25 protein-coding genes are annotated in these 26,849 nt (G+C 42.7%); 23 read left to right on the top strand and 2 right to left on the bottom strand.

Annotation, left to right across the window (positions count from 1 at the left end):
• Nucleotides 1-3: 3 nt before the first annotated feature.
• Entirely contained in the window at nt 4-822 is an 819-nt protein-coding gene (locus D4T97_RS06410; protein ID WP_126048855.1) for an NAD kinase, read from the bottom strand.
• Nucleotides 823-970: 148 nt separating this feature from the next.
• Between D4T97_RS06410 and sppA the strand changes: the two genes are divergently transcribed.
• The 11 genes from sppA (at nt 971) to argH (ending at nt 11,023) form a co-directional block, all read left to right on the top strand.
• Nucleotides 971-1,975: a signal peptide peptidase SppA gene (sppA, locus tag D4T97_RS06405; protein WP_126048853.1), complete on the top strand. Its 1,005-nt coding sequence runs from the start codon at nt 971-973 to the stop codon at nt 1,973-1,975.
• A gap of 16 nt (nt 1,976-1,991) precedes the next feature.
• Nucleotides 1,992-2,480 (top strand): RDD family protein, encoded by a 489-nt coding sequence (locus D4T97_RS06400; protein WP_126048851.1) that lies wholly within the window; start codon nt 1,992-1,994, stop codon nt 2,478-2,480.
• Nucleotides 2,481-2,532: 52 nt separating this feature from the next.
• Nucleotides 2,533-3,234: a DUF2953 domain-containing protein gene (locus D4T97_RS06395; protein ID WP_164525492.1), complete on the top strand. Its 702-nt coding sequence runs from the start codon at nt 2,533-2,535 to the stop codon at nt 3,232-3,234.
• Entirely contained in the window at nt 3,140-3,604 is a 465-nt protein-coding gene (gene ytfJ / locus D4T97_RS06390; RefSeq protein ID WP_126048847.1) for a GerW family sporulation protein, read from the top strand. Before D4T97_RS06395 ends, ytfJ begins: the two co-directional genes overlap by 95 nt.
• An 82-nt stretch (nt 3,605-3,686) precedes the next feature.
• Entirely contained in the window at nt 3,687-4,181 is a 495-nt protein-coding gene (tpx, locus tag D4T97_RS06385) for a thiol peroxidase (RefSeq protein ID WP_126048846.1), read from the top strand.
• A gap of 460 nt (nt 4,182-4,641) precedes the next feature.
• A complete protein-coding gene (locus tag D4T97_RS06380) occupies nt 4,642-5,643 on the top strand; it encodes a class I SAM-dependent methyltransferase (RefSeq protein WP_126048844.1) in 1,002 nt (333 codons plus the stop codon).
• 12 nt (nt 5,644-5,655) lie between these two features.
• Entirely contained in the window at nt 5,656-6,846 is a 1,191-nt protein-coding gene (locus D4T97_RS06375; protein ID WP_126048842.1) for an acetate kinase, read from the top strand.
• Between the two features lie 70 nt (nt 6,847-6,916).
• Nucleotides 6,917-7,756 (top strand): EcsC family protein, encoded by an 840-nt coding sequence (locus D4T97_RS06370; protein ID WP_164525491.1) that lies wholly within the window; start codon nt 6,917-6,919, stop codon nt 7,754-7,756.
• Nucleotides 7,756-8,262: a MogA/MoaB family molybdenum cofactor biosynthesis protein gene (locus D4T97_RS06365; RefSeq protein ID WP_126048840.1), complete on the top strand. Its 507-nt coding sequence runs from the start codon at nt 7,756-7,758 to the stop codon at nt 8,260-8,262. The genes D4T97_RS06370 and D4T97_RS06365 overlap by 1 nt, the downstream gene beginning before the upstream one ends.
• Nucleotides 8,263-8,450: 188 nt before the next feature.
• Nucleotides 8,451-9,656, top strand: coding sequence for an argininosuccinate synthase (locus tag D4T97_RS06360; protein WP_126048838.1), 1,206 nt, complete (start codon nt 8,451-8,453; stop codon nt 9,654-9,656).
• Complete coding sequence (gene argH, locus D4T97_RS06355) at nt 9,653-11,023, top strand: argininosuccinate lyase (protein WP_126048836.1); 1,371 nt, start codon at nt 9,653-9,655, stop codon at nt 11,021-11,023. Before D4T97_RS06360 ends, argH begins: the two co-directional genes overlap by 4 nt.
• A gap of 391 nt (nt 11,024-11,414) precedes the next feature.
• Here argH and D4T97_RS06350 read toward each other — a convergent pair whose 3' ends face one another.
• Nucleotides 11,415-11,867 carry a universal stress protein gene (locus D4T97_RS06350; protein ID WP_126048834.1) on the bottom strand — a complete coding sequence of 151 codons (453 nt, stop codon included), beginning with the start codon at nt 11,865-11,867 and terminating at the stop codon, nt 11,415-11,417.
• Between the two features lie 343 nt (nt 11,868-12,210).
• On the opposite strand from D4T97_RS06350, the gene D4T97_RS06345 reads away from it, so the two are divergent.
• The 12 genes from D4T97_RS06345 (at nt 12,211) to D4T97_RS06290 (ending at nt 26,388) form a co-directional block, all read left to right on the top strand.
• Nucleotides 12,211-13,047 carry a basic amino acid ABC transporter substrate-binding protein gene (locus D4T97_RS06345; RefSeq protein WP_126048832.1) on the top strand — a complete coding sequence of 279 codons (837 nt, stop codon included), beginning with the start codon at nt 12,211-12,213 and terminating at the stop codon, nt 13,045-13,047.
• Nucleotides 13,048-13,144: 97 nt separating this feature from the next.
• Nucleotides 13,145-13,801 carry an amino acid ABC transporter permease gene (locus D4T97_RS06340; protein ID WP_126048830.1) on the top strand — a complete coding sequence of 219 codons (657 nt, stop codon included), beginning with the start codon at nt 13,145-13,147 and terminating at the stop codon, nt 13,799-13,801.
• Nucleotides 13,798-14,520: an amino acid ABC transporter ATP-binding protein gene (locus D4T97_RS06335; protein ID WP_126048828.1), complete on the top strand. Its 723-nt coding sequence runs from the start codon at nt 13,798-13,800 to the stop codon at nt 14,518-14,520. Before D4T97_RS06340 ends, D4T97_RS06335 begins: the two co-directional genes overlap by 4 nt.
• A gap of 585 nt (nt 14,521-15,105) precedes the next feature.
• Nucleotides 15,106-16,083, top strand: coding sequence for a LacI family DNA-binding transcriptional regulator (locus D4T97_RS06330; RefSeq protein WP_126048826.1), 978 nt, complete (start codon nt 15,106-15,108; stop codon nt 16,081-16,083).
• 18 nt (nt 16,084-16,101) lie between these two features.
• Nucleotides 16,102-17,028 carry a ribokinase gene (gene rbsK / locus D4T97_RS06325; RefSeq protein WP_126048824.1) on the top strand — a complete coding sequence of 309 codons (927 nt, stop codon included), beginning with the start codon at nt 16,102-16,104 and terminating at the stop codon, nt 17,026-17,028.
• Nucleotides 17,029-17,476: 448 nt separating this feature from the next.
• A complete protein-coding gene (locus tag D4T97_RS06320) occupies nt 17,477-18,547 on the top strand; it encodes a BMP family lipoprotein (RefSeq protein ID WP_126048822.1) in 1,071 nt (356 codons plus the stop codon).
• Nucleotides 18,548-18,616: 69 nt separating this feature from the next.
• Complete coding sequence (locus tag D4T97_RS06315) at nt 18,617-20,167, top strand: ABC transporter ATP-binding protein (RefSeq protein WP_126048820.1); 1,551 nt, start codon at nt 18,617-18,619, stop codon at nt 20,165-20,167.
• Nucleotides 20,160-21,248 carry an ABC transporter permease gene (locus tag D4T97_RS06310; RefSeq protein ID WP_126048818.1) on the top strand — a complete coding sequence of 363 codons (1,089 nt, stop codon included), beginning with the start codon at nt 20,160-20,162 and terminating at the stop codon, nt 21,246-21,248. The genes D4T97_RS06315 and D4T97_RS06310 overlap by 8 nt, the downstream gene beginning before the upstream one ends.
• Nucleotides 21,238-22,212, top strand: coding sequence for an ABC transporter permease (locus D4T97_RS06305; protein ID WP_126048816.1), 975 nt, complete (start codon nt 21,238-21,240; stop codon nt 22,210-22,212). Before D4T97_RS06310 ends, D4T97_RS06305 begins: the two co-directional genes overlap by 11 nt.
• Before the next feature lie 303 nt (nt 22,213-22,515).
• Entirely contained in the window at nt 22,516-23,463 is a 948-nt protein-coding gene (locus tag D4T97_RS06300; protein WP_126048814.1) for a nucleoside hydrolase, read from the top strand.
• Between the two features lie 27 nt (nt 23,464-23,490).
• On the top strand, nt 23,491-24,405 hold the full coding sequence (locus D4T97_RS06295) for a nucleoside hydrolase (RefSeq protein WP_126048812.1): 915 nt from the start codon (nt 23,491-23,493) through the stop codon (nt 24,403-24,405).
• Nucleotides 24,406-24,762: 357 nt separating this feature from the next.
• Complete coding sequence (locus tag D4T97_RS06290; RefSeq protein ID WP_126048810.1) at nt 24,763-26,388, top strand: amidohydrolase; 1,626 nt, start codon at nt 24,763-24,765, stop codon at nt 26,386-26,388.
• Nucleotides 26,389-26,849: the final 461 nt, after the last annotated feature.

Here is a 26,849-nt window from a genome sequence, read left to right as displayed (position 1 = left end):
TCTTTAAAGAAATGTCCTTTTCACCTTTTCCCAAAAGGAGTTATTTTTCAGCTTGAGTGTTTTAACAACCTTGTCGCTCAGCCGGATATTCACTTTTTTCACATGCTGTATGCTCAATGCCTCGTTATCCATTCCCATTGTCGGAAAATCATTGCCTTCAGGGATAACCTTAAGTGTAAGTGTGCGATCCTTGCTTAATAAAAATGGGGCGCCCAGTGTTCGGTAGCGGTTGCTGTTCAAGGATGCCATTTCGTTTACCTGTAGACAAGGCAGCAGCGGATCCACAACCGCTCCTCTTACTGATTTATTATAAGCAGTGCTTCCTGTCGGGGTGGCGATGACCATCCCGTCTCCTCGAAATGTTTCAAAGTGAAGGTCATCAATGAAAACGTCAATGACCAATGTCTTGATAATGGCAGAGCGAATGGTAAATTCATTCAGGCAATAAAAAGCTGCTTCATTGTCGATATCAACCTGAATGACGGGGTACTTTCTCACTTCGACCTGCTCCATTTTCATGGCCTCGACCATTTCCGGCAAATTGTCCAGCTGAAAGTCGCAATAGAGACCGCGGAATTCATCGTCATCTATACCTAGATATAGGGCATCCTGACGGAATCCCGTCCTGCGGACCGCTTGGAGGAATGTGCCGTCTCCGCCAATGCTTGCAATAATATCGGCATCCTTTGCCTCATCTACTATCGTAAATCCATACATTTTTGCGGCTTCTTGCAAAGAAGCCACCTTCTCCGCAAGAATCTTCTCATTTTGATAAAAGATATGTTTGTAAAAAAAGAAGATGTTTTTCCTGGAATCCTTCATTTTATTAATGCCTCCCGTAACAAAACGGTATTTTCTTTCTTAGCTTTCCAATATTTGCTACAATGTGGTGTATGTTTTTCAGTTTAACATGATTTTGAAACTTCTTGAAAGTTCATTCGTATGGAAAAGAAGAAGGGAGGAATTACTTTTGAATGGAAAGAGATGGGCAGCACTTGGAATAGCAGCTGGTGTATTTTTCTTTTCAGTTATCGTCAATATGGCGAGTGCATTCATTTTTGGTGATTTTACAAAAATGTTTAAGGAAAATATGATGGCAGGGCAAACTTACGGAGAAGAAGTGATCGATTCCGGAAATGCTTTAAAAAGAATCGCGGTACTGGAAGTGGATGGGGTAATCCAGGATACCGGGGACGCACGGTCTTACTTGTCATCACCCGGGTATTCGCACAGGGATTTTATGAAGCAGCTGAATCAGGTAAAAGAGGATGACAGTATCAAGGGGATTGTTTTACGCGTGAATTCACCTGGAGGCGGGACGAATGAATCAGCAGAAATCCGCCATAAAATCGTGGAAATCCAAAAGGATACGGAAAAACCTGTATATGTATCAATGGGATCTATGGCAGCTTCAGGCGGTTATTACATATCAGCTCCGGCAGACAAAATTTTTGCCAGCCCCGAAACGTTGACTGGTTCGCTCGGTGTCATCATGCAAGGGGTAAACTACAGCGAACTGACGGACAATCTTGGGATTGATTTTATGACAATAAAAAGTGGTAAATTCAAAGACATTATGAGTGGTCATCGAAAGATGACGCCTGAGGAAGTGGAAATTCTCGAAAGCATGCTGACGAATTCTTACAATGAATTTGTAAGAATCATCGCTGAAGGACGAGATATGAAAGAAGACCAAGTCCGAAAATTGGCTGACGGGCGTGTCTATGACGGGCGACAGGCTAAAGAGTTAAACTTGATTGATGATTTTGGCTATACGGAAGACGTCATCGAAGCTATGAAAAAAGACCATAAATTAAAAGGTGCTGAGGTGATCAAATACTCCTCATCTACAGGGCTTGGATCGCTCTTTTCATTGACCGCTCAAAAGCTTACGGGCAAATCCGAAATGGGTGAGCTGGTGAACATGTTGTCGAAGCCTAACTCCCCAAGAATGATGTACTTATATGCCCAATGATGGAGGTGGAAAACCCATGGATGATATGCAAATGAATGAATTACGCATGAGAGATCCGCAGCCTGTTGTCCAATATGGAGGGTTTTGGATGAGGTTTTGGGCTTATTTGCTCGATCTTATCGTCATAGCCAGTGTGAGCGGAATCATTGTGAAACCATTGTTCCGTGCATTGGACCTTGAGCTTGGCACCGGTGGAATCATTACACCCTTCAATATTGTAAGTGCGCTGGTTTTCTACTTATACTTTGTCCTGATGACAAAATTTTTCGGCCAGACGCTTGGTAAAATGGTTTTCGGTTTAAAAGTCATTCCGTTGAATGATGAAACGTTAACTTGGAGCACTGTTATTTTCAGAGAGTGGATTGGACGTTATATATCTGCTACCATATGGATTTTATATGTCATTGCCGCATTTACACCAAAAAAGCAGGCATTACACGATATGTTTGCTGACACTGCCGTTATTCATGACCGCCATGAGACGGTCGAACCCGCTTATTCGTAAGCGGGTTTATTTTTTTTTTGCTTCGGTGAGACTGATAACCGGAGGTATAAACATGAATGGAAGCATGATTGGGTTTGTTGCCGCCGCTTTGTTATTTGTTATTGTTGCTTTACTTATGTCAAAAGTCAAATTGGAATTTTCTTTTCGGATGAAAAATCTTTCCGAATGTACGCTAAACATACATGTAAAAGCTGTCTATGGGCTGATTAGAATCAAAAGATGCCTGGATATTAAAGAACTGATATCCCAACAGGTGAATGATGATGAAACTCCTAGGACTATCCATAAATGGCAAGAGAAGCTGAAAGACGCACCAACTAGCAGCGTAATCAAAGAAATGAAGCATCCTGTTTTGGAGGCCATCAAAAAGCTGGACATCCTTTGCTTCATTTGGCGTTCCTGCGCAGGTTTGGGTGATGCCGCATTGACTGGCAGGCTTGCGGGCGCAGCATGGTCTATTAAAGGAGTCATTGAGGCTTGGCTGAAGCGATATGTACCGATGAAAAAAGATCCGGAGATTACCTTTTTTCCTCTCTTCAATTCCATAGGATTTGAGTCGGAACTTTCATGTATGCTATCGATTAGGACAGGAAAAGCTATATTGACTATGTTTAGATTGTATAAAAATTGGAAGAAGCTGAATAACAGGAGGATCGAAAATAATGGAACATCCAATCAAGGGTTTAATGACGACAGCGATGGAGAATTTGAAAGAAATGATCGACGTGAATACAATCGTTGGAGATCCGGTTGAAACTCCAGACGGTGGAGTGATCCTGACCGTGTCCAAAGTCGGCTTCGGTTTTGCCATGGGAGGCAGTGAATTTTCTTCAGGGGGAGGCGATTCCTCCTCAATAGGTTCATCAGAGGATGAATCAGCAGGGCTTCCGTTTGGAGGTGGGAGCGGCGGAGGAGTCTCTATTACCCCCATTGCCTTTTTGGTCGTCAATTCCCAGGGGGTGAACATGCTCCGCTTGGAACAAAACACCCACTTATTTGAAAAAATGGTCGATATGGCACCAGTTGCCTTCGATAAAATTCAAACGATGATGAAAAGCTCCCAGCAGGTTCGCGCCAAGAATCAAAAATCAGATGAGAAACAGCAGCTGGATTATGACATTTGACTCGATTGCTGGCAACTTTTTCCTTGCTATTCCTGGAGAATTCCTGGATGATTAAGAGATAATGGACAAGGAGGAATGATGTATGCCAGCTGTTACGTTTATAGGAAATCCAATCACATTGGAAGGAAATGTCGTAAAACCGGGTGACAAAGCCCCAGATTTTACTGTGCTAGACCAAGAGCTTTCTGAAGTGAAGTTAAGCGACTTCACCGGGGTACGCGTAATCAGTGTTGTACCATCAGTCGATACGGGGGTATGTGCCGCCCAAACAAAGCGGTTCAATGAAGAAGCCGCGCTTGAAAACGCGACCATACTGACAATCTCCGTAGATCTGCCGTTTGCCCAAAAACGTTGGGCCGGAGAAAATAGTTTAGGCCAGGCGAAGATTTTTTCAGATCACAGAGATCTTTCTTTCGGCGAAGCGTATGGTGTCATCATGAAAGAGTTCAGGCTCCTTGCACGCAGTGTTTTTGTCATTGACAGCAATGACAAAGTTACTTATGCAGAATATGTAAGCGAAGGTACGAATCACCCGGATTATGAAGCTGCTATAGAGGCGGCGAAAAATGCACAATAAAGAATTCTCCCCGGCATTCCCGGGGTTTTTTCTTGTTTAAGGCGATGGACATAGATAAAATATAGGAAGAAGTTTTTTAAAAGATAAGAAGGCATAAAATCAGGCTATGTTATCTTTAGAAAAAATATGCGCTTTGTCTAGCTTCGACGGACAGGACGTCCTAGTGCCGCCGGTGCCACAGGACGTGGCGGTATTAGGCGGCCAGGCGCCATCGGCTCGAGGTCACAAATTGCCGGGAAGCTTATTCGGGATGAATGTGCTCCTGCGCCATAGCTTATTCGAGGAAGCTTTGTTCGGCTCGTCGCAAAGCTGCATAAAGCATATTCAGAGATGTTTCTCACGAAGTCATTAGGTAAGCAGCTTTACTGTGGTGGCTGAGGAACTGTCTCATCAAAATTCGCCTTATGCTTGTCGCCGATAGAACGGGCGCCTAACGCTTTCTTAATGGGGTGGAAATATATTGAAGAAATTGCCGATAGAAAAATTGTTTTCTTTGTTTGATGATACAACAGAGATATTACAAGAAGAGTTACAAACTACATATTTGGAATCTTTGGCAGAAACAGGAGAAAATATTTTTCAGCAGAAGATTATGCAGTCTGAAGTCAGTGAAATTACTAAAAAAAGGCTGGAAAAAAAATATTCGGAGATTCAATTGCCAGCATACAGCAGTGAAGATGTTCGGAGAGCATTCCAATTTGCCATTTTAAAAGGCATGAAAGAGAACGTCCAGGCTAATCACCAAATGACGCCGGATACTATAGGCTATTTTATTAATTATTTAATTGGGAAGTTTATGGCAGATCAAAGTGAAATATCGATCCTTGATCCTGCGGTCGGCACCGGCAATCTGCTCATGTCCATACTAAATCGAAAAGGGCAGGAAACCCGGATGAAAGCCTACGGGGTGGATGTCGACGATCTGCTATTAAAGTTGGCATATACAGGTGCGAACCTTCAAATGCAGGGTGTTGAACTTTTTAATCAAGATGCATTACAACCTCTCTTTATTGATCCGGTTGATGCGGTCGTTTGTGATTTGCCGGTAGGATATTATCCGGATGATGCAAACGCGGCGAGTTACTCACTGAAAAAAGAAGAAGGACATTCATACGCACATCATTTATTCATTGAACAAAGCATCAACCATACCAAACCTGGTGGTTATTTGTTTTTCCTCATTCCAAACAATTTGTTTGAGACGGAGGAAGCTCCAAAGCTGCATGAGTATTTAAAGGAAACGGTTTATATACAAGCGGTATTGCAACTCCCGCCTTCCATGTTCGCAAACAGTCAGGCTGCCAAAAGCATTCTGGTCCTCCAAAAGAAAAAGCCAGGAGTAAAAGCTCCAAAAGAGGTTTTGTTGGCTGCGATTCCTAAGCTATCCAACAAAGAAGCGATGGACCGGATTCTCATGAAGATGGAAAAATGGTTTAAAGATAATAAAAAACAGACACTTTAAAGGATGATAACTTTGGCGAAAGTGATTGCTGTCAATGCGGGGAGCTCGTCTATTAAATTTCAGCTGTTTCAGATGCCTGAAGAAAAAGTCATTGCCAAAGGAATTATTGAGCGCATTGGCTTGCCGGACTCATTATTGTCAATGACGGTAAATGAAAAAAGATTCAAAGAAAAGCTTGATTTACCTAATCATGAACTGGCAATCAAGCTGCTTTTGGACCGTCTTGTGACGAATGGCACCATTCGATCCTTGAATGATTTGGACGGAGTAGGCCACAGGGTTGTCCATGGAGGAGAGAAGTTCAACGATTCTGTTTTGATTACCAATGAAACGTTGAAAGAAATAGAGGATCTCGTTGAACTGGCTCCCCTCCATAACCCAGCTAATATTGTGGGAATCAAAGAATTTCATAAGGTGCTCCCCAATGTCCCCCAGGCGGCTGTCTTTGATACGGCATTCCATCAAACAATGCCGGAGAGCTCCTTCCTGTACAGTTTGCCTTATGATTATTATAAGAAATTCGGCATCCGGAAGTACGGGTTTCATGGAACCTCACATAAATACGTCTCACAGAGAGCGGCAGAAATCCTTGGCCGGCCGTTGGAGCAATTGAGACTCATTTCCTGCCATTTGGGCAACGGCGCAAGTATTGCCGCGATCAAGGGTGGAAAATCGATCGATACGTCCATGGGCTTTACACCGCTTGCAGGTGTAACTATGGGAACAAGATCGGGAAATATTGACCCGGCGCTCATCCCATTTTTAATGGAAAAAACGGATAGATCAGCAGATGAGGTTTTGGATATTTTGAATAAGAAATCTGGAATGCTCGGTGTTTCAGGTTTTTCAAGCGACCTGCGGGATATTGAATTGGAAGCGGCGAGAGGAAACCATCGGGCAGAACTGGCCTTGGATATTTTTGCAGATCGGATTCATAAATATCTAGGTTCGTATGCAGCCCGGATGTCCGGGGTAGATGCCATCATTTTTACAGCTGGTATTGGAGAAAACAGTAGTTTTATCCGGGCGAAAGTACTGAAAGGGCTACAATTCATGGGCGTGTATTGGGACCCTGACTTAAATAAGGTCATAGGAAAAGAGGCTTTTTTAAATTACTCCTATTCCCCTGTAAAAGTGCTTGTGATTCCTACAAACGAAGAAATTATGATTGCACGTGATGTCATGCGGGTCATATCCGCATGATGTGCCTGCTTTGAGTTTTAAACTCCGCTTCTCTATACTAAGTAAATAAATGCACGAAAGGATGCTTGCAATGAATTGGACAAGAAGAGACGAACAGATTTGGGAAGATCTGCAGGAATGGCGCCAAACATTATTTGAATATGAGACTACCGATATTGAGAACACATATGATAAATGGATGGAACAAGCATTTTCACTATTGCCTGATTCATTGCAAATTCAATTTTTTGAAAAGCTCGACGGCTGGCTTTTCCATTTGAATTCGCTGCTCAGAGAATCACAACTGCAATCAGATGCGGAGGAACGGATTTTAAAGACTGCTCGTTCCATGAACGATGATATTGATACTTTGGAAAATTTGAGGAATTTATCGATTGATCAACTGACATTCCTGGCTGAACAGCAAGCAGCGAGACACCGACTCTATTCTTTTGCACAGGGAGGAATGACGGGCTCAGGTAGAACTGTCCTCGTTGGAAGCGATTTAATTGCCATGGCTGTCATTAATTTGCGGGCTGTCCAATTAATGGCCATGTCTTTCGGACATAACGTCCAGTCTCCTGCAGGTTTGCTTGAGACCCTGAAAGTTTTTCATACAGCAACGATGCCGGAACGGCTTAAAATGTTCGGCTGGGAAGATTTGATCAATGATCTTCAAAAGGGAGACGAGCAATTTTATTACCATGAGCCAGAGCGGATAACGGATTCCTCGTGGGTTGACGAGCCCCTGAAACACTTATTAAAAGTCAGCATGATATTGATGCTTTCCAAGAGGAAGGTTTCCGGGATGCCGCTGGCATCAATGGCAATCGGAGCAGGTGTTAATTATAAAACAACAAGGAAAATAACTGATTTTACATTAAAATACTATCAATATAAGCATTTGCTAATCAAAAGTGGTGAAATTTAATGGGTGTGCATGAACATAAGAAGGAAGCTCCAGCATCGGTCAACTGCGCGGTCATTACGGTAAGCGATACACGGACGGAAGAAACGGATAAAAGCGGAAAGCTTATGAAAAGCCTGCTTGAAGACAGCGGTCATCAAATTGGATTTTATGCTATCGTCAAGGACGATAAAGACACAATCACCTCAGCTTTTCTTGAAGCAGCGGAAAGTCCGAATGTGCAGGCTGTCTTAATAAACGGAGGCACGGGAATTGCCAAACGCGACATTACCATTGAAACGATATTTCCTTATTTCGAAAAAGAGATTGTCGGTTTCGGGGAACTGTTCCGGATGGTCAGCTATTTGGAAGATATCGGATCTGCAGCAATCATGTCGAGGGCATCGGCGGGAACATACAACAATAAAGCTGTCTTCGTTACACCGGGATCGAGCGGAGCAGTCCGTACGGCCATGGAAAAGTTGATACTCAAAGAACTGGGCCACGTCGTCAGGGAATTGAATAAATAGAAACAGGGGTCTGACCCTCACTACGTTAATTTGTTAACATTTTAACGTGCTTGGGGTCTGACCCCATTTTTTTATTTTTATACACTTTTATATTGAACTCTTAAAAAATCTGTGTTATTATCCGTATATCAAATGATTAAAAATTAGTTTTTGTGCATAATAATACATTCCGAATCGGAGGGTTTTATATGAAAAAGAAAGTTGTTCTTGCATATTCCGGCGGGTTAGATACATCTGTTGCAGTTAAATGGTTTATTGATAAAGGATACGAAGTTATTGCATGCTGTCTTGATGTAGGCGAAGGCAAAGACTTGAACTTCATAAAAGAAAAAGCATTGGATATGGGGGCTGCCAAAAGCTACATGATTGATGCGAAAGAAGAATTCGCTCATGAATACGTGCTTCCTGCACTACAAGCTCATGCGATGTACGAAAATAAATATCCCCTTGTTTCTGCTTTGTCCAGACCATTGATCGCTAAAAAATTGGTTGAAGTGGCAGAAGAGGAAAATGCAGATGCAGTAGCACATGGTTGTACAGGTAAAGGAAACGACCAAGTTCGTTTTGAAGTTTCCATCAAAGCATTAAATCCTCACTTGGAAGTATTGGCCCCTGTTCGTGACTGGAGCTGGTCACGTGAAGAAGAGATCGAATATGCGAAAGAGAAAGGTGTTCCGATTCCAATTGATTTGGACAGCCCATACTCCATTGACCAAAACCTGTGGGGAAGAAGCAATGAGTGCGGAATTTTAGAAGATCCTTGGGCAGCACCTCCAGAAGATGCATATGACCTTACAGCTGCACTTGAAGATACACCTGATCAGCCTGATGTGATTGAAATCGAGTTTGAAAAAGGCTTACCTGTTGCGGTTGACGGCAAACAATACAAACTGAGCGATTTGATTCTTCATTTGAATACAGTTGCGGGTAAACATGGCGTCGGAAGAATCGATCATGTCGAAAACAGACTTGTCGGCATTAAATCACGTGAAGTGTACGAATGCCCGGGAGCAATGACATTGCTGACAGCCCATAAAGAATTGGAAGACTTGACCCTTGTAAAAGATATCGGTCATTTCAAGCCGGTCATCAGCAAAAAATTAACTGAAATGATTTATGAAGGCTTATGGTTCTCGCCGCTTACACCAGCACTTGAATCTTTCCTTCAAGAAACACAGCAGTATGTCAACGGTACTGTCCGTGTGAAGCTGTTCAAAGGCCATGCGATTGTAGAAGGAAGAAAATCACCGAACTCATTATATGACGAAAAGCTTGCAACTTATACAAAAGAGGATGAGTTTGACCAATCTGCGTCTGTCGGTTTCATTAAGCTCTGGGGATTGCCGACTGAAGTGCATAGCACAGTGAATAAAAAGGAATCGGTTAAACAATGAAAAAACTATGGGGAGGTCGCTTTTCCAAGACGCCAGAGCAATGGATCGAGGAGTTTGGGGCCTCAATCTCCTTTGACCAGCAATTAGTCCTCGAAGATATTGAAGGTTCGCTTGCACATGTTAAAATGCTCGGTAAGACAGGCATTTTAACGATGGATGAAAGCGAGCAGATTCAATCCGGCTTGCTCAAGCTAAAGGCAAAAGCACAAGCAGGGGAACTCGAATATTCAGTTTCCGAAGAAGATATCCACTTGAATCTTGAAAAGATGCTCATTGAAGAAATCGGGCCTGTCGGCGGAAAACTTCATACTGGGAGAAGCCGTAACGACCAAGTGGCAACCGATATGCATTTGTATTTGAAGAAGCAGGTACAAGTGATCATTGAGCATATCAAGGAAATGCAGATTGCCCTGGTGGAGCAGGCAGAAAAAAATGTGGAAACCATTTTACCGGGTTACACACATTTGCAGCGGGCGCAGCCTGTTTCTTTCGGGCATCACTTGTTGGCTTATTTCTGGATGCTTGAACGGGATAAACAGCGATTTGAAGAAAGCTTGAATAGAATCGACATTTCCCCGCTGGGAGCAAGTGCCCTTGCAGGGACGACTTTCCCGATCGACCGTCATTATTCCGCTGAACTGCTCGGGTTCTCCTCTGTATATGAAAACAGCATGGACGCTGTCAGTGACCGTGACTTTATCGTGGAATTTTTGAGCAACTCGGCTATGACGATCACACATTTGACGAGACTAGCGGAAGAAATCATCCTATGGTCAAGTAAAGAATTCAGCTTTATTGAGCTTGACGATACGTATGCGACTGGAAGCAGCATCATGCCGCAGAAGAAAAATCCGGATATGGCGGAACTGATCCGCGGAAAAAGCGGAAGGGTCTTCGGAAATCTCATTTCCATGCTGACCATTTTAAAAGGTCTGCCAATGACCTATAACAAAGATATGCAAGAAGACAAAGAGGGCATGTTCGATACAGTTCATACGATAATCGGCTCGTTGAAGATCTTTGCGGGAATGATTGAAACGATGACTGTAAAAACTGAAGTTATGAAAGACGCAGTCAACCAAGACTTCTCTAATGCGACCGAGCTTGCTGACTATCTGGCTACAAAAGGAATCCCATTCCGTGAAGCTCATGAGATCGTCGGAAAGCTTGTCCTGTATTGCATCAATAAAGGCTGTTACTTATTGGATCTGTCATTGGAAGAGTTCAAGGAAGCCTTCAGTGAAATTTCGGATGACGTCTATAATGTCCTGTCACCGACAGAAGCGGTAAGAAGAAGAAATTCATACGGCGGAACAGGATTCGACCAAGTTAAAATTCAATTGGAACAAGCCAAAAAGCTTATATAAAGAAAAGTGCAAGGCGATTGGCCGACTAAAGCGCCACGTCCTGTGGCGCCGTCGGCACTTGGACATCCTGTCAGTCGGAGCTAGACAGAAAAAATGAGCGTTTCCCAAACGGGAAGCGCTCATTTTTTAATTTTAGGAAACTGAAAATTCCATAACTGTGTATAACTTGTTAATTGGAATATGCTACGTCCAGCTCCAGCGCCTATCGACTAGCAGACTTCGCGCCTCCGCCTACGATAAGTCAACATCGGCTCCGACGGACAGGACGTCCTAGTGCCACCGAAGCCACAGGATGTGGCGGTCTGAGGCGGCCTTCGTCGCCGTGTTTCCTTTATCTCGTTGGAGGCACTCCAGTCTGTTCATCGATAAACAGGCGCTTGCGCATTTGTTCTTAATCTTCAACTTCCGTCCTTACGACGAGTACATCACACTTGGCGGAACGGGTGATGTTTTCGGATACACTACCAATCAACAAGCGTTCGACAGCATTCAGCCCCGTAGCACCACAGACAATCAGGTCTACGTCCAGCTCTTTGGCCGCCTGCTTGGAAATAACGACTTTCGGAGAACCGTGCTCTATCAGCGTATCAATGTTCGTTAAACCCGCTGCTTCAGCTTCCAATCGATAACCGTTTAAAAGCTCCTCAGCGTATGATTTTGCTCTTTCCGCCATTGTCACATCATAAGCTTCAACAGCTCCGTATGACCTTGTGTCCACGACATGAATAAGAGTCAATTTTGCATCATTATTTCTTTTGGCAACCTGTACGGCTTTTTTAAATGCCCATTCTGCTTGTTTTGATCCATCTACTGCAACTAGAATATTCTTGTAGGATAAGTCCATAAAACTCGCCTCCCTTTTTATTTATTTTAACATGAATGCAGTAGTATATCTCTTTCCAACAGTTAAATAATAGATAATAAGGAGAGGGAGATGAAAATTGTGAAAAAAAGTCACAGAAATATCGGAAACATGACAAAGAAAATGGTTTATATGAATTTTGGTAAAAGATGAATAGCTGCAATTAATATACGAATAATAAAAATTATACAAATATAAAGTTTTTGTATAAAAATACACAAAAGCTATTGATTATAAATTTGGAACAAGCTATTCTGTTATAAGAAATAATAAAACAACAAGAAATTATACATTCAAGAGATAAAATTGAAAGAGGGGCATAAAGTTGAAAACATCAATGAAGAAAACATTATTAACCATTGTCGCAGGTTGTGCACTTGTATTATCAGCTTGTGGCGGAGGCGGAGCCGACAAGGATACGGCGGATAAAGAAGGAGCAAAAACAGAAGCCAAAAAAGTATTGAATGTCGGAACAGAAGCGACATTTGCTCCATTTGAATTCATGGATAAAGGTGAAGTCACAGGTTTTGACGTTGACCTGTTAAAAGCGGTTGCTAATGAAGCAGGCTATGATGTAAAAATAGAGAATACGGGATGGGACGCTATGTTTGCCGGACTGCAAAGCAAACAGCTTGATATTGGAATGGCAGGTATCACCATTACTCCTGAAAGAGTTGACAGCTACGACTTTTCAAACCCGTACTTTGAATCAAAAACAATGATCGCATTTAAAGATGTTAAGATAGAAAACGCCGAAGATTTGAAAGGGAAGAAAATTGGCGTTCAAAATGGCACTACAGGCCAGTTTGCCGCAGAAAAAATCGTAGGTCAAAACTCTTCCGACATTTCTAAATATGAAACAGCAGCCTTGATGTTCCAAGCACTTCAAAGTGATAATGTCCAAGCGGCAGTAACGGATATAGCGGTCGCATTGGAATATCAAAAGAATAACCCGGATACTGGAATCGAGACTGTGACCGATGACAAACAGTTCGAGCCAGAATATTACGGAATTGTTTTTCCAAAAGGGAGCGAGTATGTCGAGGAGTTTGATAAAGCATTAAACACCGTTCTTGATAATGGAAAATATGCTGAGATTTATAAAAAATGGTTTGATGAAGAGCCGGATGTCGAGGCTTTAAAGAAAGCGGCTGAGAAGTAATATGATATAACGGCTGTCCACTAATGGTGTTCACCTGCGGATGGCCGTTTTTTACGTAAAGTCTAATGGACAGGCAAACAAAGAAAGGTGAAAACCAATGAATGTTCGGTATGATATTATATTAGATTATTTACCGTTATTTATAAAAGGGACGTTACTGACGCTTGGCCTGACAGTTGCCGGGGTAGCTCTAGGATTAATTCTTGGACTTTTAATCGGACTGGGGAAAATGTCCAACAGGCTATGGGTTCGCCTACCATTTATTTGGTATATTAACGCATTTAGAGGGACCCCATTTTTAGTGCAAATCCTTCTGATTCATTTTGGAGTTGTGCCGTTGTTTATGAGTCCTGCGAACCCGATTGTTTCTGCTATCATCGCACTGGCTCTCAATTCGGCAGCGTATATGGCGGAAATTTTAAGGGCCGGCATCCAGTCGATTGATAAAGGGCAGATGGAAGCTGCCCGTTCCCTTGGTATGACTCATAGGCAAGCAATGAGGCTTGTTATTTTACCACAAGCTTTTAAACGAATGATTCCGCCGCTAGGAAATGAATTTATTACATTGTTGAAGGAAACTTCATTGGCAGCGATTATTGCTGCTCCTGAGCTAATGTATTGGGGCCGTGCGGCACAAGGACAATATATTCGTGTATGGGAACCTTACATCACAGTCGCAGTCATTTACCTGATACTTACCCTATCATTGACATATTTGATGAATTTCATCGAAAGGAGAATGAAGACTGAATGATCTCTGTGAAAAATCTGAAGAAGACTTTTGGAAATAACGAAGTACTTAAGGATATTTCTCTCGAGGTAAAGCCACAGGAAGTCGTGGTAGTCATTGGTCCTTCCGGGTCAGGGAAGTCTACATTCATCCGCTGTTTGAACCTTCTTGAACCTGTGACCGGCGGCCATGTTTATGTAACGGGGAAAGATCTGACAAATAAAAAGACCAATATTAATGAAATCCGCAAAGATGTCGGGATGGTATTTCAACATTTCAACTTATTCCCGCATAAAAATATTTTGGAGAACATCACTATGGCGCCGATCAACGTCAAAGGATTATCCAAACGGGAAGCAACTGAAAAAGCGTTGGACCTTCTTAAAAAAGTGGGGTTGTCCGATAAAGCAAATGCATTTCCGGACTCCCTTTCCGGCGGGCAAAAACAGAGGGTAGCTATTGCTCGGGCACTGGCCATGGAACCGAAAATCATGTTGTTCGATGAGCCGACTTCAGCATTGGATCCCGAAATGGTCGGTGAAGTGTTGGAAGTCATGAAGCAACTTGCCAAAGACGGGATGACAATGGTTGTGGTCACCCATGAAATGGGATTTGCCAGGGAAGTCGGCGACCGCGTCATTTTTATGGACAACGGATATATAGTTGAAGAAAACGAGCCTGCAGAGCTTTTCTCCAATCCCCAGCATGAACGGACGAAAGCTTTCTTGGGAAAAGTTTTATAAGAGGAAGTTCAAAAAGTCGCAAAATGATAAGGGCGATAAGGACGAAGTCTGTATCAAAATGGTACAGGCTTTTTGTTTATTTATTGTAATAATTATTTGGACCTCATTCAGGAATGCATGGTCGCCAGCTGATTGAGCTGTTTAGTTTTTATGTAAGCATTGTACTCCTATGACATAGAACCAATGTGGCTCCTATAATTACCTGCCTAACAACATTTTTGTGTTTTCGGTCGTCAAGAAGCATCATGGCGCCTCACGCAATAACTTTCCCTTGCTATGAATCCGGCATGATTTCCCACTCATAATTTTTTCCGCTAACTCGGTAATTATGAATTTTATAATGTTACATTCGATCAACCATTTATCAATCTGTTAGAAGGCAATAGGTTCCGACACTTGCACAAGAAGTAAATAATTTGATTCCCAATGTTGGACGTGTACTATATGGACGTTTAAATAATGACTCTAAAACTATTGAACTTAATAATAATGGTTGAGATAAAATTAATCTATATGATATATTCATGTAAAGTAAACGCCTTCATTTATCTTTGTGAAACCGGTTTCTTTTAAGGGGATATTAAAATGAGCATTACAATCAAGGATGTGGCAAAACATGCAGGTGTGTCCAAAGCCACTGTATCGAGAGTTATAAATCATAATACAAGCGTAAATAAGGAAATTAAGGAGAGGGTGCTTGCATCAATCGAGGAGCTCGGATATCAACCCAACGCCATCGCCCGAAGCTTGGCTAATAGTACATCAAATGTAATTGGGTTGATTTTGCCCGATATTGTTAACCCATACTTTCCTGCCCTGGCCAGAGGAATTGAAGATTCTGCACATGAGCATGGATATTCCCTGTTTATTAGCAACACTGACAATAACCCGGATATTGAGCAGGAATACATCGAGAAAATGTGCAGGCAACAAGTTGGCGGAATCATATTGATCTCTTCCATATTGGATGAAGAAAAAGTGAATAAGCTGGCGGAATTAGGCGTTCCATTTGTCTTGTGTGACAGGCTGATTGAAAACTCCCAATTTGATACGGTCTCTATTGATAATTATAAGGCTGCCTATGAGGCAGTCCAGCGTTTAATTCGGCAAGGGTATGAAAAGATTTACCATCTGTCGGGCCCAAAACATATCCAACCTGCTGATAAGAGACGACAGGCATATATTGATGCCATGCATGAGCATGGGCTTGAATCAATGTACCAGGTTGGTGACTTTAGCTATAAATCCGGCTATGAACGGATGAAATCAGTATTGGAGAAATCCAAGATATCAGCTGTGTTTGCCGCGAACGATTTAATCGCTTTAGGGGCAATGAGCGCTATTCATGAGAAGGGGCTGACCATTCCTAATGACATTTCAGTCATAGGTTGTGATGATATTTTATTTGCCCAAATGAGTAATCCGAAGTTAAGCACGATTTCGGTCCCAGCATATAAAATTGGGGCAACTGCAGTTAAATTGCTAGTCGACCGAATAAAGGGGGTGAGGTCCAAATCCAAAAACCTGATTCTAAATCATAAGTTCATCGAAAGAGAATCATGAGCAGGAGGACCAAATGCAATGAAGGCAGATGTTGTAGTTGTAGGAAGTTTGAACATGGACTTGGTAATAAAAGTCAATCGGAAGCCGGAGTGGGGGGAAACGCTTCTTGGCAGTAATTTTTTCGTAAGCCCCGGTGGAAAGGGTGGAAATCAAGCATATGCAGCTGGTAAACTTGGAGGTTCTGTAGCGATGCTTGGTTGTGTTGGTGACGACTTGTTTGGTGAACAACTCATTAAAAACCTGGCGGAGACAGGCACGGAAACGGCTTTTATTAAAAGAATAAAGTCAGAATCCACAGGTGTAGCAATGATCAATATCAACCCAGAAGGGGATAACAGTATTATAGTTGCACCTGGAGCAAATAATTTTGTCACCCCTGAGTACGTCAGAAAACATGAACAAGTAATCAGCCAGGCCAAAATTGTCATGGTCCAGCTGGAAATACCAATTGAGACCGTAGTTGAGACTGCTAAACTAGCAAGCAAGCATAATGTGCCATTTATGCTAGATCCCGCTCCTGCAAGAGTGCTGCCGGAAGAATTGTATAACTTGGTTGATTATATCCTCCCAAATGAAAATGAAATTAGAGAAATTACACGTATTGACGTAAGTGATTTCAGCTCAGCAAAAAAAGCGAGTATGATCCTTTTATCTAAGGGTATTGGGACCGTTTTATCCAAACTTGGTGGAAAAGGGGTTGTCGTAACTGGTCAAAACCAATCACTTACATTGGACGGGCATGAAGTACCAGTAGTGGATACGACTGCGGCCGGAGATGCATTTGCAGGCGCGTTTGCAACCGCGCTTGTCGACGGCAAGGATTTGAAGGCGGCTACTCAATTCGCCAATGCGGTAGGCGCGTTGACAGTCACTCGTGCAGGGGCGCAGGCCTCAATGCCCGACTTGGACGAAACAATGCAGTTCATAGAGAATGCAGAGCAATAACAAAAGCGCAAGCGCCTGTTTATCGTCGTACAGACTGGAGTGACTCCGACGAGATAAAGGAAACACGGCGACGAAGGCCGCCTCAGACCGCCACATCCTGTGGCTTCGGTGGCACTAGGACGTCCTGTCCGTCGGAGCCGATGTTGACTTATCGTAGGAAAGTAGCTTACCTGATAACCTCATGAGAAGCTTCCTTGAGTCTGCTTCGTGCAGCTTTGCGACGAGGTGAACCAAACATCCTCGATTATGCTGTGCCGCAGGAGCACATTAGGCGCGAAGTCTGCTAGTCGATAGGCGCTGGCCGTCTCAAACAGCCACATCCTGTGGCTTCGGCGGCACTAGGACATCCTGTCCGTCGGAGCAGGACGTAGCACAATCCATTAATAAGTGAATCACAGGCATGGAATTTTATAGTACGCAAGACAAAAAAATTTAAGGGGAGTCAAACATGCGGAAAAAATTTAATTCAAAATTTCTTGTAGCAATTTTTGCAAGTATCATGCTTATTTTATCTGCTTGCGGAGGAGAGAAGTCATCCAATGATGAAGGTAAAGATAGTAAAGGTACCTCAGATACTGGTGATGAACTTTCAGTAGGTTATTATGTAAACGCTACCTTGGGTGATAAATCTTTCTTTGATTCGGTTAAACGCGGAGTGGACCAGGCGGAAAAAGAATTGGGATATAAGGTTAAAACGATTGAAGGCGGTACGAACCAGGGTGACTGGGCTGCCGGAATAGAATCTATGGTATCCAGCGGTAAATATGATGTCATTTTGGTAGGGACAAGCCAAACGGTTGAGATGGTGGACGAGCTGGCTCAAAAATATCCGGACCAAAAGTTCATTTTCTTTGACGATGTAGTGGACCAGCCTAACGTGTATTCCATGACTTATTCACAAAGTGAAGGCTCGTTTCTTGCAGGAGCGTTTGCCGGACTTGTTACAACAAGTGATGAGCTTGAAGGGGGAAATCCGGAAAAAGTTGTCGGATTTGTTGGAGGAATGGATATTCCTATCATCAATGATTTTAAATCCGGGTATGAGCAAGGAGCACACTATGTAGATAAAGATATAAAAGTTGTTTCATCCATTATTGGTAACTTTGCAGATGCTCCAAAAGCAAAAGAGCTGACTCTTTCACAAATCAACTCCCAAAAAGCAGACATTGTCTACCAAGTGGCAGCAGCGGCTGGTCTTGGAGTATTGGAAGCAGCAAATGAAAAAGGCGTATATTCAATTGGAGTGGACAGCAATCAAAATGATCTTTATCCGGGAAGTGTTTTAACGTCCATGATGAAAAATCTTGATACTTCCACATTCCGTGCATTGGAAATGTTTAAAGATGGCGACTTGCCATTTGGAACTCATGAAGAACTTGGCGTAAAAGAAGAAGGTGTGGGGCTTGCGCAGGATGATCTTTACGATGAGCATGTGCCACAATCCATTCGTGACAAAATGGATGAAATCCAGCAGAAGCTTAAAGATGGTGAAATAGAAGTTAAATCAACCCTGAAATGATAAATTAGGATGACGCCGGGGATGGCATTCAGCCGCCACCCCGGCATTACCCAAATAGGGGGTTCAATCATGTCAGTACTGTTAGAAATGAAGAACATTCATAAAGTATACCCCAATGGAACAGTGGCGAACCGCGGAGTTAACCTGGTAGTTCATGAGGGTGAGATCCATGCTCTTGTCGGAGAGAACGGTGCGGGAAAATCTACATTGATGAAAATACTCTTTGGCCTTGAAGCACCGACCGAAGGAGAGATTTTATATAAAGGTGAAAAAGTCCGCTTCAATGGTCCACGTGATGCCATTGGTCAAGGACTGGGTATGGTTCATCAGCACTTCATGCTGGCTCCTTCGCTGACTGTTTCGGAAAACATTGTTCTGGGTGATGAGCCTAGAAGAGGCTTTCTCAATCTGTTTCGGGACAGAAAAAAAGAGATTGAAGAAATTGAAGAACTTATCCGGAAATTTGGTTTAAAGCTGAGTCCTGAAGCCTCAGTGGAGTCAATTTCTGTCGGGCAGAAACAAAGGGTTGAAATTTTGAAGGTTTTATACCGCGGTGCAAAGCTTATCATATTGGATGAACCGACCGCTGTATTGACGCCGCAAGAAACCGATGAGCTGTTCGACTCAATTAAATCACTAGTTGATCAAAACTACACCATTATATTTATCACTCATAAACTCCGCGAAGTTATGGAGATTTCCGATCGTATTACTGTTTTGAAAGCAGGTAAGACGATTCAAACCCTAATAACAAAGGATACTAACCAAGAAGAGATTTCCCGCTTAATGGTTGGCCGTGATGTATTGTTCAGGGTTGAAAAAGAGGAAAAAGCACCTGAAGATACAATTTTGGAACTGCGGGATGTCACGGTTACAGATGATAAAGGCTTAAAATTGCTGAACAATGTATCCATGAAGGTTCGCGGTGGAGAAATCGTGGGAATTGCCGGAGTGGAAGGTAACGGACAAAAAGAATTGGTTGAAGTAATTACCGGTCTTGCCAGTGCTAGCAGCGGACAAGTGATCTACTTTAACGAAAATATTCTTGGCAAAAGTATCGGAGAAATACGCAGTATGAAAATCGGCCATATCCCTGAAGATCGGCAAACAACGGGGGCTTGTTTAACCTCAACAATTGAGGAGAATATCATATTGGATGTTTATAATGATCCACAATTTCGAACAGGTCCCTTTTTAAATAAGAAGAAATTAAAGGAATTCGCTAGAAAGTATATAAAAATGTTTGATGTCCGAACAGACAGTGAAGAGGCATTAGCGGGTTCCCTTTCCGGTGGTAATCTTCAAAAGGTAGTCATTGCACGCGAGATGGCCAAAAACCCGAAGCTGCTTATCGCTTCCCAGCCAACAAGGGGAGTCGATATTGGTGCAATTGAATTTATTCATCAGGAGATTATCAAAAAGCGTGATGAGGGAACAGCGGTGTTGCTTGTTTCTGCTGAGTTGTCGGAAATAATCAGCTTAAGTGATCGGATAGGAGTTTTATATAATGGCGAATTGGTAGCAATACTCGATAACACTGAAGAGTTGACGGAACAGGAAATAGGTTATTACATGCTGGGAATAAAGAGGCAGGATCAAGAGGTGGCTGCACATGAATAATAGACGCTTTTTATACCTTGATTTGATTGGTATCCTAGGTGCAGTCTTTTTTGCGGTTCTTTGTGGATTCATCATTATTTTCTTTGTGAGTGAGGAGCCTGCAAACGCTATTTCATCCTTCATATTGGGTCCTTTTACAAGCCCGTTTAACATCAGTACGATTATCAATAAGGCGACCCCGCTCATTTTCACTGGATTGGCATTGGCTGTCGTCTTTCAAACAAATATATTCAGTATGGGTGCAGAGGGGCAATTGTATATTGGTGGATTTGTAGGAGCACTGGCAGCCACTTATATTCAAGGTCTTCCAGCACTGATCCATATACTTGTTATTTTCCTGTTTGCTTTGGCTGGAGGTGCGATGTTCGGGTTCATACCAGGCTACCTCAAGGCGAAATGGAACGCAAACGAGGTTGTTACAACCTTAATGTTGAACTATGTGGCAATTATATTCACTTCGTATTTAATCAATAATGTATTTAAGGATCCTGAAAGCGGCGGTTTTGCTAGGATGCCATTCTTTGATAAGGATATTTTGCTAGGGAAAATTTCGGCAACCTTTCCGGTGCATTATGGAATCTTCATTGCCATCGCCGCTGTTATTATCGTTACTCTCATGCTCTATAAAACAAGACTGGGCTATGAGATGAGGCTTGTTGGCCAAAATATCGAATTTGCCCGTTACGGCGGAATAAAAACAAAGCGTATTATCGTCATAAGTGTAATGATCAGCGGTGCCCTTGCCGGATTGGGCGGTATAGTCGAGTTAATGGGAATCCATGGAACATATAAGGACAGCTTTTCCTATAACCTGGGTTTTGATGGCATCATCATTGCACTATTGGCCCGAAATAACCCAATTGCCGTACTGCTAGCTGGTCTGTTCTATGCTTATTTGCAGGTAGGCGGTCAGGTCATGCAGGCTGAAAGCGATGTATCGAGGGAATTGGCTGTCATTATTCAAGTGCTGCTAGTACTGTTCGTATCCGCCCAGGCTGTGTTTAACTACCTGAAACAAAGAGCTATTTTGAAAAACGGCAAGAAATCTGATGACAAGGCGGTGAAAGCAGATGTGGTCTAGTCTTTGGGGACAAATAGTTGATTTAACAATAGTTGTCATTCTGCTTCGGTCCACGACTCCGATTTTACTTGCCGCACTTGGAGGCTTGATTTCCGATGTAACCGGTGTCACAAATATTGGCCTGGAAGGTCTGATGCTTGTATCTGCTTTTACGTCGATCGCTGTTGGCTCCGTGACAGGATATTGGTCGGTCGGAATGGTTTCAGGAGTAATCATTTGTGTCCTTCTTTCTTATGCTATGGGCTTTTTTCACTTGAAAATGAAAGTGGATATCATCATTACCGGATTTGCGATAAATATGTTCGGTTCAAGTGTGACGATATTCTTGATGAGCAAGTTTTTTGAGGCAACTGGAAGTATCAATCCGTCCGGCTTGAAAAAAATCCCTATTGTCAATATTCCTGTCATCAAGGACATCCCTTTCTTGGGTAAAATACTAAGCGGCCACAGTCTAATGGTATGGATCGGCCTGGTTTCCGTTGCGGTTGTATTTATTATGCTTTATCGTACCCCATACGGCGTGCATTTGCGGGCAATCGGTGAGTCACCTCAGGCAGCCAGCTCCTTGGGGATTCCGGTTCACAGACTCCAATACTCGGCTTTGGCATGGAGCGGTGTGTTTGTCGGATTAGCGGGGGCGTTCATGTCGATGGGAATGACGGGCATGTTTGTAAAAGATATGACAGCAGGGACAGGATTTTTGGCGCTGGCGGTCGTGTTGCTTGGGAATCGTAATCCAATAGGAATATTGGTTGGATCATTGATATTCGGATTTGCAAAAGCTATGGAAACCCTTCTCCAAACAATTCCTAACAGCCCAATCCCGAGCCAGTTCGTTCAAATGTTGCCATATATCGTTACAATATTGGCCTTGGTTGTGTATGCGGTACGAAAACATGGAAGACAACTGGATTCGCTGAGTGAAGCTTCAACAGGGCCGGCATCTACCCCGGCACCTAAATAAAAAAGCTGGAAGCGCTCTGTTTACCGTAGATAAATGTCTATTCCTGAAAAACAGCACGTAAGTGAACATGGAAGCTGTTGAATTCAATCACATACTGTGGTGTATCTACAAAACTTCTGGGTTTACTATGATGTTCCAGCTCTTTCTTCCATTATGCTGTGCCGCCTCCAAGCGCCACATTCTGTGCAGCATCGGTGGCACTAGCATATCCTGTGTGTCAGCTGACTTAAGCAGCGACATCCTGTCGCATAGCCGGACACTCGTAATAATCGTTTACTTTTCATTAAAAAGGATGGTTTTGAAATGCAAAATAATTCAAAGCGAAAAATCATTTTGGACTGCGATCCAGGCCATGATGACGCGATAGCGATTTTACTTGCTGCGGGAAATCCCAATATAGAATTAGTCGGTATCACTACAGTCGCAGGTAATGCTGAAGTGGAAAAAACGACGAACAATGCCTTGAAGGTTTGTGAAATTGCAGGAATAACCGATGTTCCTGTATTCAAAGGCAGTGGACAGCCACTGATCCGCAACCGTGAAACGGCCCCGGATATCCACGGAGATTCCGGAATGGACGGACCAGTGCTGCCAGAACCTGAAAAAACATTTGAGGATGAACATGCAGTAGATTTTATTATACGAAAGCTCATGGATTCAGACGGGGAAATCTCTTTAGTTCCTGTCGGCCCGTTAACGAATATTGCAATGGCGATGAGAAGAGAGCCAGCGATATTGCCCAAAATTCAAGAGATTGTCATCATGGGCGGCGGTACGTTTGGAAACTGGAGTCCTGCTGCGGAGTTCAATATTTTTGTTGACGCAGAGGCAGCAAAAGTGGTGTTTGACAGTGGCGTACCTATTACGATGATGGGGCTGGATTTAACCCACCAGGCATTGGCCACAAAAGAGGTTTGTGCCCGGATTGCAAGCATTGATAACCGTCCTGCGGCATTTGTTAGCGATCTGCTAGAATTTTTCCGCCAGACATATTTGGATGTGTTCGGTTTTGAACATCCTCCTGTACATGATGTATGCAGCGTGGCTTATTGCATCGACCCTTCCGTTGTAAAAACGAAGCATGTAAGGGTAGATGTGGAAACTAAAGGTGAACTGACTTACGGTATGACATCAGTTGACCTTCTTGGAGTAACTGGTCTTGAACCGAACGTCAATTTTGCAACTGAACTGGATCACACAAAATTTTGGGACATGGTCATAGAGGCGCTGAATAATTTACCAGAGCAATAAAAAGTATGTGCGATAGGGGTGTTGGATTTGAAACCGATCATTTTTGATGTGGATACGGGAATTGATGATGCGCTGGCAATGGCATATGCGCTAAATTCTCCAGAGTTGGAGCTGCTCGGATTTACAACCTGTTTCGGGAACGTACCGGTGGAGGAAGCGACGAGAAATACCTTTGTTGTTTTGGAGATGGTTGGAAAAGATGTTCCTGTTTATGAAGGAGCAGATCAAACTTTCAAGCGGGGAATGAAACCGGAATGGGCAAGAATGGTTCACGGAGATGACGGATTGGGCAACACTCTCAAAACAGAGCCGGCTTATAGGGCATCCAACGGGTCAGCGGTGGATTTCATTATAGAGCAAGTTAAAAAACGACCGAATGAGATAACAATTTTGGCCGTGGGACCACTGACTAATGTGGCGCTTGCTATAGAAAAGGCACCCGAAATCATCCCTCTTATAAAAGATGTGGTTATTATGGGCGGCGCCGTATATGTTCCCGGGAATGTAACACCTTATGGAGAAGCTAATATCGTAGCGGATCCTGAAGCGGCCGAACATGTTTTCTCTTCCGGGCTTTCCGTCACCCTAGTTGGTCTAGATGTGACAATGGAGACATTGTTGCCATTGTCCAAAGTCAATGAATGGCGAAAGATAGACAATGAAGCTGCACGCTTTTTTGCGGATATGACCGAGCATTATATTGGCGCCTATGAATCATTCTATCCCGGCATTGGAGGTTGTGCCTTACATGATCCGCTTGCCGTTGGCGTAGTGATAGATCCAAGTTTTGTGCAGACAGAGTCGGTAAAAGTCAGTGTTGTTACAGAAGGAGAAGAGATGGGAAATACAGTCGGAGTCAAAGAAGGAGGGCCGATAATTCGCGTCTGTACGGAAGTAGAGGCGGAACGTTTCCTGGATCATTTCCTAAGCAGGGTGTTATAAAGGCGAATACTTCATACAAGGAAGCACCTTGCAAAACGAGAGATAAAATGAACCTTTAACGATTAACAAAGAGCGGCTGGAAAGAAGAATCGAAGAACTTTCAACCAAAGACATAATCTCACTCCTTTCTCATGTGACGAGCATTTTCATGAAATATTGAACAAGCCCGCAGTTCATTCTATATTTATTAAAATATTACATGAAATATATTTTAGAATGGTTTTGCATATTGTTTAAATCATTTAGAATATTGGTGGGCGATATAAAAGATATGAAAGCTGCAGACAAAAAAGAAGTTGATGAATGCGCTTTCGTGCTTTAAACTTTAAATATCAAACTGTTAAACGGAGTGTTGATATGAGAGCGGATATCGTTTTTCTAAATGGTGAGGTTATTACTGTAAACGCTTTAAATGAAATTGCTGAGGGGGTTGCAGTAAAAGATAATAAAATTGTTGCTGTCGGATCTAATAAAGAGATAAAAACATATATTGGGGAAAATACCGAGGTTGTTGATTTAACTGGAAAATCCTTGCTTCCGGGCTTTATTGATGCCCATTTGCATTTGACTATTTATGGTACCAATCTGCTTGGGGTGAGTTGCTTAGCACCACATATTAATTCTCTCCACGATCTTTTCGGAGATTTGAAGAAGAGGGCGGACATAACGGAAAAAGGTGAATGGATCCGCGCTTGGGGATTCAATGAGCATAGTCTGGCAGATAAGCGATTCCCTACACGAGAAGAGCTTGATGAAATTACGAGGGACCATCCAATTGTCATTACCCGAATGTGCAATCATATTTCTGTGGTGAATAGCAAAGCGTTGGAAATGGCGGGGATTCATGAAGAAACTCCTGATCCAGACGGTGGTATTATTGAAAGGGATAGCCAAGGGAAGTTAACTGGAAAGCTGATTGAAAATGCACATATGGAGTTATTTCATGTTGCATCTTTTTCAGATGAAGAATTGCAAAAAGCACATAAACTTGCATCCGATACCTTCATTCAACACGGAATTACCAGTATTCACGATGCGGGAGGCTACGGAAACGGTCCAGATATTTTAAGAGTGATGCAAAAAGGTGTTCAATCAGGAGACATTAAAGTTCGCGTCTATGCAATGATTGGGTCGTTAACCGATTCCGAAGGTTTTATTGAAAAGATGCTTGATGCAGGAGCTGTCACGGGGTTAGGCGATGATAAATTTAAAATAGGGCCAGCGAAGCTTTTTACCGATGGAAGCAGTACGGGTCCAACAATTGCAACGAGGGAGCCTTATTCGAGTGATGCCAATAATTACGGAATCAAATATTATGAGCAAGATAAGCTCAATGAAATCCTGGGCAAGGCACATAAAAATGGGTTTCAAATCACGGCCCATGCACAGGGAGACCGAGCCGTCGAAATGGTAATTAACTGCATTGAAGAAGCAGTGAAAAACCATCCTCGGGAGGATCATCGGCACAGGATCGAGCATGCAGGGGTTACCCCGCCGGATTTACAGGCAAGAATGCGGAGGCTGAATGTCATACCAATTCCGAACCCGGCATTTATCCATGTAAATGGAGATTCATATATTCATAATTATGGTGAGCGTGTAAACTCCATGTACCCTGCCAAAGACTATTTGAATCATTCAATTATTGCAGCTTTTGCTTCTGATTCACCGGTTGTAGGATGTGATCCGCTTTTAGGCATACATGCTGCGGTGAACAGGAAAACGGCAGATGGCCAGGCGGCGGGTACAAACCAATGCATAGAAGTCATGGATGCCATTCGGGCTTATACATATAATGGCGCCTATGCAAGTTTCGATGAAGACATCAAAGGAAGCATAGAGGTTGGAAAGTTGGCGGATATGGTTGTACTTGAAAGAAGTATTTTACAGGCTAAAAAAGAACATATAATAGATTTGAAAGTTGAACTTACTATGGTAGATGGTGAAGTTTTATATAGAAAAGAAACAAAAGTATCTTCATAAGCATAAGGAAAGCCGACAACCGGGCTTTCCTTTTTTTATCCTTGTATTTGAACGCTGAACTTCGAAAAAATTTTTGATATCTGGTCGTTCACTGAGATTCTCATTTCATCTGTAAAAAACTGCTCCATGTCATTTGCCACTTTTTTAGCTTTGGAAACAAGGTTTTATTGTAAAAGTATTTCAAGGTAATCAAAATATATATCTTCCTCATATGGATCCTTGTCTAGAGTTATTTCATAATGTTCAAAGCATTGCGGATAATTGTTTTCCTGGAAATAATGCTGGGCCAGTATTTGGTTAGTTTTTATAAATATATGCCTTATGCGTTCACGTTCACTATCAAGCATCGTTTCATAGTGGATTCTTTGAAAAATCCCCATTGTACAGTTTTATAGCCGACCTACTTACGCCACTAATAATATTCAACTTTTTTCAAGCTTCTGTATTCATTTTTTATACTA

The organism is Siminovitchia acidinfaciens (genome assembly GCF_003605385.1).
Lineage (GTDB): Bacteria > Bacillota > Bacilli > Bacillales > Bacillaceae_C > Siminovitchia > Siminovitchia acidinfaciens.
The sequence above is the reverse complement of the archived record's forward strand: the minus strand, read 5'-3'. Positions and strand labels throughout refer to the sequence as shown.